This window comes from Acinetobacter sp. 742879, assembly GCF_000588535.1.
GTDB classification, from domain to species: Bacteria; Pseudomonadota; Gammaproteobacteria; order Pseudomonadales; family Moraxellaceae; genus Acinetobacter; species Acinetobacter pittii.
In genome coordinates, this window is record NZ_JFYC01000004.1 from 84,030 (window position 1) to 97,409 (window position 13,380).

11 protein-coding genes are annotated in these 13,380 nt (G+C 38.8%); 3 read left to right on the plus strand and 8 right to left on the minus strand.

The annotated features are described in order from the left end of the window. Positions 1-2: 2 nt before the first annotated feature. Positions 3-1,376 carry a diaminobutyrate--2-oxoglutarate transaminase gene (locus J690_RS11265; RefSeq protein ID WP_002118718.1) on the minus strand — a complete coding sequence of 458 codons (1,374 nt, stop codon included), beginning with the start codon at positions 1,374-1,376 and terminating at the stop codon, positions 3-5. Between the two features lie 467 nt (positions 1,377-1,843). Between J690_RS11265 and J690_RS11270 the strand changes: the two genes are divergently transcribed. After that, a complete protein-coding gene (locus tag J690_RS11270) occupies positions 1,844-2,545 on the plus strand; it encodes an SIMPL domain-containing protein (protein ID WP_032035874.1) in 702 nt (233 codons plus the stop codon). 48 nt (positions 2,546-2,593) lie between these two features. On the opposite strand, the gene J690_RS11275 is transcribed toward J690_RS11270, so the two are convergent. Both J690_RS11275 and J690_RS11280 read right to left on the minus strand, forming a co-directional pair. Next, a complete protein-coding gene (locus tag J690_RS11275; RefSeq protein ID WP_002118415.1) occupies positions 2,594-3,688 on the minus strand; it encodes a fatty acid desaturase family protein in 1,095 nt (364 codons plus the stop codon). A 12-nt stretch (positions 3,689-3,700) separates the two neighbouring features. Then, a complete protein-coding gene (locus J690_RS11280; RefSeq protein WP_017399288.1) occupies positions 3,701-4,771 on the minus strand; it encodes a ferredoxin reductase in 1,071 nt (356 codons plus the stop codon). A 140-nt stretch (positions 4,772-4,911) separates the two neighbouring features. On the opposite strand from J690_RS11280, the gene fabR reads away from it, so the two are divergent. After that, positions 4,912-5,607, plus strand: a complete 696-nt coding sequence (fabR, locus tag J690_RS11285) for an HTH-type transcriptional repressor FabR (RefSeq protein ID WP_002118668.1) — start codon at positions 4,912-4,914, stop codon at positions 5,605-5,607. Positions 5,608-5,773: 166 nt separating this feature from the next. Continuing rightward, a complete protein-coding gene (locus J690_RS11290) occupies positions 5,774-6,790 on the plus strand; it encodes an AI-2E family transporter (RefSeq protein WP_005067939.1) in 1,017 nt (338 codons plus the stop codon). 57 nt (positions 6,791-6,847) lie between these two features. On the opposite strand, the gene rapA is transcribed toward J690_RS11290, so the two are convergent. The 5 genes from rapA to thiE form a co-directional block, all read right to left on the minus strand. After that, a complete protein-coding gene (gene rapA, locus J690_RS11295; RefSeq protein WP_032035875.1) occupies positions 6,848-9,685 on the minus strand; it encodes an RNA polymerase-associated protein RapA in 2,838 nt (945 codons plus the stop codon). A gap of 144 nt (positions 9,686-9,829) precedes the next feature. Further along, entirely contained in the window at positions 9,830-10,468 is a 639-nt protein-coding gene (locus tag J690_RS11300) for an RluA family pseudouridine synthase (RefSeq protein WP_005307342.1), read from the minus strand. A 132-nt stretch (positions 10,469-10,600) separates the two neighbouring features. Next, on the minus strand, positions 10,601-11,305 hold the full coding sequence (locus tag J690_RS11305; protein ID WP_032035877.1) for an isochorismatase: 705 nt from the start codon (positions 11,303-11,305) through the stop codon (positions 10,601-10,603). A gap of 62 nt (positions 11,306-11,367) precedes the next feature. Next, complete coding sequence (hemL, locus tag J690_RS11310; protein WP_016146072.1) at positions 11,368-12,666, minus strand: glutamate-1-semialdehyde 2,1-aminomutase; 1,299 nt, start codon at positions 12,664-12,666, stop codon at positions 11,368-11,370. Between the two features lie 42 nt (positions 12,667-12,708). Further along, on the minus strand, positions 12,709-13,320 hold the full coding sequence (gene thiE / locus J690_RS11315) for a thiamine phosphate synthase (RefSeq protein ID WP_032035878.1): 612 nt from the start codon (positions 13,318-13,320) through the stop codon (positions 12,709-12,711). Positions 13,321-13,380 lie beyond the last annotated feature (60 nt).

Sequence of the window (13,380 nt, forward strand, 5' to 3'; positions counted from 1 at the left end):
ACTTATGCGCCTCGTACTGCAACCAATGCTTCTGCAATTGCTTTCTTAAAGCGAGCAACTACTTCAACACACTCGTCTTGAGTGATGATAAGCGGGCAAAGTAAACGAATTACTGTACCGTTACGACCACCTTTTTCAAGCAATAATTTATTGTTGAAACAAGCAGTTTGAATTGCAGCAGCTAATTGTGAGTCAGCAGGATGCGAACCAATACGATCAGCTGGTTTACGCTCGTCAACGATCTCAACACCGATCATTAAACCACGACCACGTACGTTACCGATACATGGGAATTCTTGAGCTAATTTTTTAAATTCAGCTTGTAAGAAGTCACCACGCTCTTGCGCATTTTGAGCAAGATTTTGTTCGCTAATCGTTTTTAATACGACAAGACCAGTACCCATAGCAAGTTGGTTACCACGGAAAGTACCCGTGTGACCAGCAGGCTGCCAAGCATCAAATTTACGTTTAATACCTAATACTGCAAGTGGTAAACCACCACCTACTGCTTTAGACATTACAACAACATCAGGTTCAATACCTGCATGTTCAAATGCAAACATTTTGCCTGAACGTGCAAAGCCAGCTTGAACTTCGTCTAAAATTAAAACGATGTTGTGCTTTTCAGTCACTTCACGGATTTTTTGCAACCATTTTACTGGAGCTGTAACTACGCCGCCTTCACCTTGAATCGCTTCAAGAATAACAGCAGCCGGTTTTGTTACACCGCTTTCTACATCTTCAATAAAGTTTTCAAAGTAGTAAGTTAAAGCGTCAACACCAGCTTCACCACCTAAACCAAGTGGGCAGCGGTATTCATGCGGATATGGCATGAATTGTACGCCTGGCATTAAACCGTTAACTGCATTTTTTGCACTTAAGTTACCAGTCATAGCAAGCGCACCATGGGTCATACCATGATAACCGCCTGAGAAACTGATCACTGAGCTACGGCCAGTGTAAGTCTTAGCAAGTTTAATTGCTGCTTCAGTTGCGTCTGCACCAGCAGGACCACAGAACTGCAAGCAGTATTCTTCTTTACCACCAGGTAAATATGCTAACAATGCTTCAGTGAATGCATCTTTTAAAGGTGTGGTTAAGTCTAAAGTATGCAATGGCAAACCACTTGCCAAAGTATCTTGAATACTTTGAATCACCGCAGGATGATTATGACCTAAAGCCAATGTACCTGCCCCAGCTAAACAATCAAGGTACTGTGTACCTTCAACATCAGTAACCCAGCATCCTTGTGCTTTCGCTATCGCTAACGGTAATTTACGTGGATAGCTACGAACATTTGATTCCATTTGACTTTGGCGAGTCAAATAATATTCGTTAGTAGCATTAGTGGCAGGGTTAACGGAAGTAACGCTCATATCGGATTACCATCTCTGATAGGGGGAGAAAGAAATAAGTCTGGTGACGATTGGTCCTTTGACTCGGTGCTTTATAGAACTAGTAAAGACACTTATTTTATATCTTGTAACTAGGAGCGCGATGATACCTAATTTTACAAGAAAAAAAACGTCTTTTATGTACTTTACTCATCTAATCTTATTGAAAAAATGTATCATCCCAATAGTTATGATGAATTATCATCATACTATGTGACAACCTAAAGAAAATATTCTTTTTTTATATTACTTTGATTTTTTAAGTTACATTGAAACACTTTAATTTTAAGCTTTTAATTTTTAAAGACTTTATATTTACCAAAATTTAAAAAAACCTGATCTGAATATTACAAATACGCCACAAAATCTGCAAAAGTTATGCATAAGTTATGTTTAACATTTCCTAATGAAAAAAATTAAATTTATATTAATTTTTAAAGGAAAAATTTATGCGTACTTTAGCCGTATCCACCCTTCTTTTAGGTTCTCTCCTTAGCCCTTTAGTTTTTGCTCAGGATGATAATGCTTTGAACTACAATATTGTAAATGTACAAGCAGAAGCTTCTCGCCAAGTTTCTAATGATGAAATGCATGCAACTTTATATATTGAAAAAAGTAACAAACAACCAGCCGAGCTTTCAAACCAAATTAATCAGCTGATGAATCAGGCACTTAATGTTTCTCGTAAATATCCACAAGTAAAAGTGGAAACTGGTGCTCAAAGCACTTATCCAATTTACGATAACGATAGTAATAAGTTAAAAGAATGGCGTGGCCGCGCTGAAATCCGTCTTGAAAGTAAAGACTTTAAAGCTGCTAGCCAGTTAGTAAACGAATTACAGCAAAACTTCCACACTCAATCAATTAACTTTACGGTTTCTGATGAGCAACGTAAAAAAGTTGAAAATGAGTTAATGGTAGAAGCATCTAAAAACTTCCAACAACGTGCTCAAATGTTGACCCAAGCTTGGAATAAAAACCAATATACTTTGGTCACTCTAAACCTGAACACAAATAACTATTTCCCACAACCTGTAATGCGTGCCAGCATGGCTAAATTTGCTATGGCCGAAGCTGCACCAGCTCAAGACATGGCAGCTGGTGAGTCTAAAATTACTGTAAATGCAAACGGTTCAATTCAGTTTAAATAATTTGTTTCTCTAAAAAAAGCCCTGAACTCATCAGGGCTTTTTTTTGACTTATTTTTTAAAAGGTAAAGCATATTTAAAGATACGGCCTACCACCTGTCCAAACTGTTTAGCCAAACTTGCGTTGTTATAATTTAGACCATATTTTTTACATACAGCTTCAACTTTTGGAGCCATTTGGCGATAACGACGCGCTGGGATATCAGGGAATAAATGGTGCTCAATCTGATGGCTCAAATGTCCGCTTAAAATATGTAATGCTTCTGAACCTTTCAAGTTAGAAGAACCACGAATCTGGCGCATATACCAGTGACCACGGCTTTCTTCTTGTAAAACAGACTTTGGAAATACTTCTGCGTCTTTTGTGAAGTGACCACAGAAAATAATCGTAAATGTCCAGATATTACGAAGACCATTCGCAACCAAATTACCAGTGAATACAGGTAAAGCTGCTGGGCCTGCAATTAAAGGGAAGAAAACATAGTCTTTAAAAAGTTGTTTACCAATCTTTTTATTAACAGGTTTTAACTCTTCCAAGAACTTTGCCATACTCTTACGTTTATAAAGGACACGTCCAATTTCAAGATTCTGAATAGCTACGCCCCATTGGAACAATAAACAGAATGGGATGCTATAAACAGGTTGAAGTAAGAAACCCGGCTTCCAGCGTTGCTCTGGGAATAAACGAAGTAAACCGTAACCAATGTCATCATCAATACCTTTAATGTTGGTATAGGTGTGATGTTTATAGTTATGAGTTTGGCGCCAGTTATCAGAAGTACCGACAGTATCCCACTCGTAAGTTTGACCATTAAATTTAGGATCGTTCATCCAGTCATATTGACCGTGCATTACGTTATGACCGAGTTCCATGTTTTCCATAATTTTAGAGAAGCCTAATAGACCTGTTCCTAAAATCCACGCTGGTGGGAACCAACCTGCAAACAAACATGCACGACCTAAAAAGCTACTATAACGAATCGCAGCATAAACACGGCGGATATACTTAGCGTCTTTTTCGCCCAAATCATCCAATACTTCTTGCTTGATCTGATCGAGCTCTTTTGCAAATGCATCAAGTTCTGCTGGAGTCAAATCTCGATTTTTAGGATTTTTAAAATATTCGACTTTCACTGGCATATTCATAAGAGTTCTCTCTTAAAGATCAATAACTAGATCGGATTTTGCTGAGTTCACACAAATTTTGAGTAATTGGCTTGGTTCAGTGTTTTCGCTACCGTTAAGTAAATTACGTGTTGAACCTTGGGATTTATTACAAACACATTTATTACAAATTCCCATACGGCAACCATGAGTTGGTTTAAGACCTTCATGTTCAAGGCTAACCAGAATTGACTGGCCTTTAGGAATTGCAATCACCTTATTAGACTGGGTTAATGTGACATTCACATAACCAATATCATCGGCAGAGCTTTCATTTGTTAAGCTAAATGCTTCTGTTAAAACGGCTGGAGCGTTTTCAAATAACTGCTCAACAGACGCTACAAAACCAGAAGGACCACACGCATAAATTGTGCTGTTTTCTACATCATCAACTAATGCTAAATGCTCTGCATTTAAACGTTCATCATTTGGGGTTTCTTGTGTATAGAAAACCTGATAATTAAAATTCGGATATTGCTGCGCAACTTTTTCAAAGTATTCAACAAAAGCTGCATCTGAACGTTGTTTCACCCAATATAAAAGTTGCACCTGAACTTTATCTAACTGCTGGCTTTGTTTAATCGCAGTAATCAAGCTCAACATTGGGGTAATACCACTACCCGCAGCCAACATAATTAAATTCGGTGTTTTGATGTTTTGTTGCATGTCACCATAAGGTTGACCAAGCTCAAAAACATCACCGATTTTGCTTTCAGAAATAAACCAGTTACTCACAATACCGTCTGCAACTTTTTTTACGGTTAAACGTAAGTGCTGCGCATCAATTTGCGTCAAACTATAAGTACGTTCATAGCGACGACCGGCAATTTCTACAATCACAGGATGATGCTGGCCTGCAACACCCATTTTTACTAGGCGGTTGCATTTTAGCGTCAGGCTCACCATGTCATGAGCGACAAATTCTTTTTTTACAATTTGAACAAGTCCGTGCTTTACAGACCATAAAGGATTAACTTTTTGCAGCCAGAAATTAGCCATTTCTTTATCAAAGATGGCTTGTGTCAATGAATTGAATAGAGAATTTCTCTTTTCGATTGCTTGCATAATTGAAGGCTCTGTCGCTCTTTTTTAATTATTATACACATGTATATATATTTGTATATACACCCGTACTTTTAATTACAATTTCACAAGTTCAGCTTCTAAGGCTATAATCCTGAGAGTTTACAAATATATTGAACAGCATGACCCAATCTTCACTTTCTCAGAACCTGAATGACACACCTCAACAACAAGATGTCATTGAAATTAAAACAGCTACGCGTTCTGTTGGAAGAAAAGCGACAATTACTAAAGAAGAACTTTTTCAGGCCGCTTTAAACCTCATTGGTCCGCAAAAAAGTATTGCTTCATTGAGTTTACGTGAAGTAGCTCGAGAAGCAGGAATTGCCCCAAATAGTTTCTATCGACATTTTAAAGATATCGATGAATTAGCAATTTCTCTAATTGACCGCGCAGGTATCGTTTTACGTAAAATCATTCGTCAGGCTCGCCTACGTGCTTCTTTACAAGAAAGTATTATTCGTAGTTCTGTCGATATTTTCCTTCAACAACTCGATGCCGATGAAGGTAATTTAAGTTTATTACTACGTGAAAGTTTTACAGGTTCTGCTTCTTATAAGGCTGCCGTAGACCGCCAGCTCAACTTTTTTCAGCAAGAGTTGCAAGAAGACTTAATCCGTCTTGAGCGTTTAAATAACAATCACCTGTATCACCCAGACCTTGTTGCAAAAGCAATTACTCAACTTGTGTTTCACATGGGTGCTAAAGTGATTGATTTACCGATCAATCAACGTGCAGAAGTTGCTGAACAAACCATGATTATGATTCGGATGATTTTAGAAGGCGCACGTCATTTAGATGAAGCAAAAATTCGCTAAAATGATCTAATAAATGGCTTGTTGATGAACAGGCCATTTTTATATCTAACTCCCCTATTTTCCAATAAAAATATAATTCACTGATTGAAGCGAATAGCTTGCCAGAGTATAAATAATCATTCCGTTTGCTCTTTCTCCTATATTCCCAACGATCTCAGGGATCAACATGCAAAATTTGAATAATCGTCAAAGTCTGATTGCAAGCTACATTCTTATGGGCATCTTTTTGCTTTCGGTTATCCCATTACATTTATTAGCAAGTTTTTTTGCAGGCTTTCTCATTTATGAAATTATTATTAGCTTAAGTTCAGTTGTAGAACGTTATATTGACGGCCAAAGAGCCCGTATTTTTATTAGTATTTTACTCAGTATTGTCACCATTTCACTTATTGGGTTTTTCATAACGAGTCTAATTAGTTTCGTTGTATACGATCTAAAAGGTGTCGGATTACATAGTATTAATAGCAAGGTTGATCAAACCTTACTTCATTTGCAAGCAGAGATCACAAAATATCTTCCAGGTTATATTCCTGATAGCGTGACAGATCTAAAAGACGAAATCTTTGCATTTATGAAAGATAACGTGACTACTCTAAAAAACACCAGTTCCGATATTTTGCATAACTTCGTGACTATGGTCATGGGATTAATTATTGGTATTTTGGTGGCAATACATGGTTTTCATCGCCGTACGCCTCAGCCTGTTTTTAAGTCACTGCTTATCCAGCGTATTCAAAAATTATCAATTTCATTTAAAAATGTTGTTTTTGCCCAAATAAAAATTTCAGCGATTAACACCCTGCTCTTTATTTTATTCGCCTTTATTTTGTTGCCGCTTTGGGGAGTTCACCTTCCTTTTGCCAAAACATTAACTATTTTGACCTTTATGTTTGGTCTCATTCCAATTTTGGGGAACCTACTTTCAAACACTTTAACGTTTATTGCAGCTCTTACCATTTCCCTAGGACTAGCAGGAGCAGCATTACTTTATCTCGTTTTGGTTCATAAACTTGAATATTTTATTAATGCTAAAATTATTGGGCATAAAATCAATGCAAATGCATGGGAGATTTTATTAGCAATGCTAGTATTTGAGTCAATTTTTGGCTTAGGCGGTTTAATCGCAGCTCCAATTTTTTATGCTTATTTAAAACTAGAATTAAAAGACGCTGGTCTTATCTAACTCAAAATCGATGTATAAAAAAAGCGCCCTCTCGGCGCTTTTTTTATTTTGGGTAAGTTACGGCTTAACCACAACTAACACTTGAATTGCTTCTGGTGTAACAGTTAAACCATCAAGTAAGCTCAAGCCTTCTTTTTGCAGCTTTTGTAAACGTTCAATTTCGTCTTGACGAATACTTGGGTTGAACTGTTTGAGATAAGTTAAACGGTCAATTTCATATTGCCATTTATTGCCATAATGTTCTTTTGCTTGTTGCTGAAGCTGCGGTAAATCAACTTTCGCAATTTCTAACGCTTGTTTATAGCGCTGCTCAATGATATCACGACGAGCTTTAACCACCTGACGACAGCTATTACCATCTAAGTGATGTAAATAAGGTTTTAAAATTGTTGGATCAATCTTTTCAGATAAATCCTGACCATTTTCACTTAACAACACGCGAATGAGCTGTTTCGGTAAACTTGATGGCAAGTTCAGTGACTTCGGAGCAACAACATCCACTTTAAACCAGACTTCAATTAATACTGAGCCCTGCTTTAAAGCGTTGGATTTGAGTACAGCAACATTGGTACTACCAAATGATTGCGTACGGATCATTTCCATAACACTTTCAATGAATGGATGCTCTAAAGTTAAATATTGAGCATCTTCACGAAGCTGAGCTTGATCGCGATAGAAAGTTGCTGTCATACCTTCTTCGTCTAAAGCCAAACCTTGCACTTGCATTTGATCGGTCGGTTTAATAATCACCGTACCATTACTTTGCTCATCAAAATCGATATTGGTTGATGACATGAAACGCTTCACAAACATTGGTAGCGTGGTATTGTCATCATAGTCTTCAAGAGCTTGAACAATTTCTTGTGCCACAATAGGACGACATGAATTATATTCAAGTAAACGATCTCGGCCAGCTTGAAGTTCAGCTTCTAAGGCTTGACGTTGAACATTGACCTCTTCAAGCAAATCTTCAAATGTTTGACCTTGGTCTGCAAGTAAACAGTCTTTTAATTCAACAATAAAATTCTCTTGCAGCGTTTGTGCTGTTGGAGAAATATTGCTGAAAATATTTAGTGCTTCGTTATACCAACGGAACATACGCTCTTGAGCTGTTCCTACAAGGTATGGCACATGAATTTGGATACGGTTTTCTTGCCCAATACGGTCTAGACGCCCAATACGTTGCTCTAAAACATCTGGGTTAGCTGGTAGATCAAATAAAATTAGATCACTGGCGAATTGGAAATTACGGCCTTCCGAACCAATTTCTGAACACAGTAAAATCTGCGCGCCATAGCTTTCTTCAGCAAAATAAGCAGCCGCTTGGTCACGTTCAAGTAAGCTCATGCCTTCATGGAACATTGCAGTACGAATACCTGCATGCAAACGCAACACATTTTCTAAAGATTCAACTACTGGTCCACTACGCGCAATTAAAAGCACTTTTTTATGCTTAAGATCTTTGCGTAAAATTTCCATTAACCATGGCACACGCGGATCATTCTGCATCCATGAACCATCAATTTGTGCTTCTTCAGGCCACATCTGCTCACGCAGTTTACCATTTTTTGACCAATCTTCTGGTGCTGGTAATGGTGCTGGCTGACAATCACGACCTGGGAAGCCCTGTATGGCTTCACGTGTATTACGGAATAAAATACGTCCAGTACCATGACGGTCTAATAATTCGTGAATTGCTCTAAAGCGTTGGTCAGGCTGGTCTTCAATGCTGTGACCTAATAAGCCTTCTAAAGCAGATAAATGCTCTGGGGTTAAAGCTTGATCCGACATCAGCACTTCAGCAATTTTTGCAGTCTGCTGATATTGAGTCTCTTCATCTAAGAAGCGCTCTAAACTACTAAAACGCTGTGGATCAAGTAAACGCAAACGTGCGAAATGACTTTCTACACCTAATTGTTCAGGTGTTGCAGTGAGTAATAGTACCCCTGCTGTATTTTCAGCGAGCTCTTCAATTAAATCGTAACGATCATTCCCGCCTTCTTCTTCGCTCCACATCAAATGATGTGCTTCATCGACTACGAGCAAATCAAAACCAGCTTCTATGGCTTGCTCACGCAAATCATCATGGTCAACCATTAAGTCAACGCTGGCAATAATGCATTGCTCAGTTAAGAACGGGTTAAGCTCTGGATCATGTTCTTTAATAGATGCGGTACGCGTTAAATCAAACAGAGAGAATTGCAAGTTAAAACGGCGACGCATTTCTATCATCCACTGATACTGAAGAGAATCAGGGACTAAAATCAGAATTCGTTCTGAACGACCAGTTTTAAGCTGTTGGTGGATAATTAAACCAGCTTCAATTGTTTTACCTAAACCAACTTCATCGGCAAGTAAAACACGAGGTGCAAAGCGTTTACCAACTTCATGTGCGATATAAAGCTGATGAGGAATCAGGCCAACACGTGCACCGACCATCCCACGTAGAGGACTGGTCTGCATTTGTGCTTGCATCAACATCGCTTCAATACGCAGGTCATACCACTCTTTATAGTCAACTTGACTTGCAAGCAAACGATCTAAAGGTTTAGATAATTGAATTTGCGCACCAATACGAGTTTCATTGAGTGCTTTACGCTCTTGCTCGCCATTTTCTAAAGTACGAACAACGTTGTAACGCAAAACGCCATGACGATCTTCAACAGACTCAACGATCCACTTCTGGCCTTCTTGATCTTGAACTTCATCATTCGTATTGAAGATGATACGAGATAGTGGAGCATTGTTACGCGCATAGACACGTGTCTCATCACTTTTGGGGAATAAAATGCTGACAGATCTTTCATCTACATCAATAAGAACACCTAAACCGAGCTCAGTTTCTGTGTCTGATAGCCAACGTTGACCAATAGCATACTGCTGCAATTTTTCCACCTTTCTCTCAAGTTCGCACTACATATTGTACGATGCAAATTAGCTTATTTTTGCATCTTTTTATGTAGTCTTTAAAGCAAAATTTTGAAGCAAAAACCAATTAAATCGCTTTGCTACAAAAAATCACGCATTAAAATTTTTACATTAAAACGGTACAGGACAGTCAAAAGTTAATGTTTCTGCTGTGACAGGATGATTAAAACTTAACTGTTTGGCATGCAAACATAAACGCGGAACAAGTTGCTGCTCCGGTGTTGCATACAGCGTGTCACCTACAATTGGATGCCCAAGATATTGCATGTGTACACGGAGTTGATGAGATCGGCCCGTAATTGGTGTTAATTTCACACGAGTTACAGGTTGTCCCTGAATCTGAAAATGTTCTATTGCCTGCCAATGTGTTAAAGCAGGCTTGTTGTGAGAAGCGTCGACAATATGTAAAGGTGGTCGGCTTGGGTCATAGATGACAGGAATATCTACAGTCCCCTCACCCTCTAAATGACCTGCGACAAGCGCTTCATATATTTTTGAAGTCTGACGATCTTGAAATTGACGTGCAATTGCACTTTGACCGCGCTTCGATAAACCAAATACTAAAATACCTGAAGTATCTCGGTCTAGACGATGAATGAGCAAAGTTTTAGGTTCAATCGCAACCAACCTTGTCAAAACGCTATCATGTAAATCACCCTTACCAGGAACACTTAAGATGTCCGAAGGTTTATGAATCACCATAAAATCATCATCACGATAGATCAGATGTTCACTTAGAAAATCACTCAAAGTTGTATTCCCAAGGTAAGATGAAAAACAAGCGGGCAATAATAAAAAGCTTACGTCCGAATTACAATGCCGTTCGGGTAAATTAACAGCAGAATTTGCAAATATTATGGATCACTTGAGGTCTATAGTCAGTCAAGGCTTCAATAACTGCATAATATATTGCAATGTCGGTGCTTGCATTATCTCTTCAGCACTTAAGCTCGCACCATTTGCACGCCATAGATCGACTAGATAATTCACAGCAGACTGATCTAGTCCGTAGTTTCTTAAATCAATTTCAGGATGGATCTCCATAGGATGTCGCCCCACCTGTTCAGCAATTGCCAATAAGATTCCTTTATCTGACAAGATATAAGAGGACGGCGCACTTAAAGACCATAACCGCATTAAGCTCTGCGTATTTAAATGTTTTATATGGTCAAAACTGATCTTTTCAACCCATTGGATATGCTGCTCTAGATTAGCCGCCAAGATCGCATCATTTACAACACTGACCTGATCTGTAATCGATAAAACAAGCTGCATGACTTGTTTAAACAGAGGCGACAAATCACCTGCCATCATAACTTGGGCTTTAGTATTTGATGACAAACGCTGACCAAGCTCCAACATGGTTTGTTGAAGCTGAGATGTCTCAATAAAAATAATTGGAATTTCGAGTGATTGAGCGCGCTTAATCAACAATTCCAAATGATTCGCCAATGGTTGCTCAGACCAATCTGGTCGTAGTTTAAGCTCATTGAGCCCAACCATGAGCAAAATACTTTGCGCTGACTCAATTGACCAATTTGAAGTACTTGCAGCTAATTGGATTTTTCGAGGTAAGGGATAAAACATTGTTCTCTACAAATATAAAAATAGCTCAAATTAAAAAGCCCGTTTAACACGGGCTTTTTTGCTCACTTCATTTCAGCGAATGTTTCTTTTGCAGCCTGAATCGTAAATTCAATATCTTCATCAGAATGTGCAGATGAAATAAAGCCTGCTTCAAATGCTGAAGGTGCCAAGTTTACCCCACGCTTTAACATGCCATGGAAGAACTTTTTGAAAGCTTCAATATCACATGCCAACATTGAGTCAAAGCTTGTAATATCTTCTTGGTCAGTAAAATAAAGACCGAACATTGCGCCAGCTTGCTGAGTCTTAAATGGAATACCCGCTTCATCAGCTGCAGCTTGTAAGCCTGCAAGTAGCTTTTCAAGTTGAGCAGATAATTTGCTGTAAAAGTCAGGTTGGCGTAAATGTTTAAACATCTCGATACCAGCACGCATAGCAAGTGGGTTACCAGATAATGTACCTGCTTGGTATACACCGCCTAAGGGCGCGATACATTCCATGATTTCACGCTTACCACCAAATGCACCAACAGGTAAGCCCGCACCAATAATTTTGCCTAAAGTTGTTAAATCTGGCTTAACGTTATAAACCGATTGCGCACCGCCTAAAGCAACACGGAAGCCTGTCATCACTTCATCAATAATGAATACAGATTTATATTCATCACAAATATCGCGAATGGCTTGTAAGAAACCATCAATTGGTTTCACCATATTCATGTTACCCGCGACTGGTTCAATAATGACACCCGCAATTTCATGGCCGAACTTAGCAAAGCATTCTTTTAATGCAGCAATATCGTTGTAAGGTAACGTTAAAGTATGTTTAGCAAAATCAACAGGAACACCTTTTGAAGTCGGTTCACCTTCACCTAAAGTGAGTAAACCTGAACCTGCTTTTACTAAAAGTGAGTCTGAGTGGCCGTGGTAACAACCTTCAAACTTCACGATTTTGTCACGGCCAGTATAACCACGCGCTAAACGAATAGCGGTCATGGTCGCTTCTGTTCCTGAGTTAGTCATACGCACCAATTCAATTGATGGCATGATTTCACAGATAATATCTGCCAACGTTGTTTCGTGTACGGTTGGTGCACCAAAACTTAAGCCATCTTCTGCTGCTGTTTGTACAGCCTTAATAATCTCTGGATGAGCATGACCTAAAATCATTGGTCCCCAAGAACCAACATAGTCAACATAACGCTTACCATCGACATCCCATAAATAAGCACCTTTTGCTTTCTCGATGAAAACAGGTGTTCCTCCAACGCCATTAAAGGCACGTACCGGAGAGTTCACACCACCTGGAATGTGTTTGCTGGCTTGTTTAAATAACTGTTCTTGCTTTGGAGATAAACTCATGGAAATGCTCGTCTTAAATATCTAAAAAATAATTTTGAAAGCTTAAGAAAATAATTGTGCCCAGGCCTGTACACGGGCAGGAATTTCAGCAGTTGATCGGCCTAATATATCACTAATGACTGCACAGAGGTCAGCCCCAGCCTCAATCACTGGTTTTGAGTTTTCAACAGTTAAACCACCAATCGCACAAATTGGTACATCATATTGGGCTGCTGCTTGCTTAATCACTTCGATCCCCACATTACCCGCTTCAGGTTTTGTAGAGGTCGCATAGACTGCACCAAATGCAATATAAGTCGCGCCATCTGCAATTGCTTTTTGTGCAAGCTCTAAAGAATTCAGACAAGTACGACCAATAATGACGCCTTCTGGTAATTGCGATTTTGCATCGGTAATTTCACCGTCACTTTGACCTAAATGCACACCTAAACCAAACTGAGCGGCAAGTTTTAAGTCATCATTAATGACAAAAGGAACCTGATATTTTTCACACAATAATTTGATTTGTTCGACTTCAGCGGGTTGGTCTGCTTTGTCTATTTTCTTACGGCGGTACTGTAAAATTGCGACCTGACGAGTTGCGAGTGCGGCATCTAGTTTTTCTAATAATAGTTGGATTGGGTCATCATTGGTAATGAGGTATAAACCGCGCATACTCTACTCTCGCTTTTGAAAACTTCGCTAGTATAACGGATTTATAAGTCATCATAAGTA

Coding starts and splice junctions, on each gene's coding strand:
- J690_RS11265 (WP_002118718.1), bottom strand. CDS start 1,376: ATGAGCGTTACTTCCGTTAACCCTGCCACTAATGCTACTAACGAATAT.
- J690_RS11270 (WP_032035874.1), top strand. CDS start 1,844: ATGCGTACTTTAGCCGTATCCACCCTTCTTTTAGGTTCTCTCCTTAGC.
- J690_RS11275 (WP_002118415.1), bottom strand. CDS start 3,688: ATGAATATGCCAGTGAAAGTCGAATATTTTAAAAATCCTAAAAATCGA.
- J690_RS11280 (WP_017399288.1), bottom strand. CDS start 4,771: ATGCAAGCAATCGAAAAGAGAAATTCTCTATTCAATTCATTGACACAA.
- fabR (WP_002118668.1), top strand. CDS start 4,912: ATGACCCAATCTTCACTTTCTCAGAACCTGAATGACACACCTCAACAA.
- J690_RS11290 (WP_005067939.1), top strand. CDS start 5,774: ATGCAAAATTTGAATAATCGTCAAAGTCTGATTGCAAGCTACATTCTT.
- J690_RS11305 (WP_032035877.1), bottom strand. CDS start 11,305: ATGTTTTATCCCTTACCTCGAAAAATCCAATTAGCTGCAAGTACTTCA.
- hemL (WP_016146072.1), bottom strand. CDS start 12,666: ATGAGTTTATCTCCAAAGCAAGAACAGTTATTTAAACAAGCCAGCAAA.
- thiE (WP_032035878.1), bottom strand. CDS start 13,320: ATGCGCGGTTTATACCTCATTACCAATGATGACCCAATCCAACTATTA.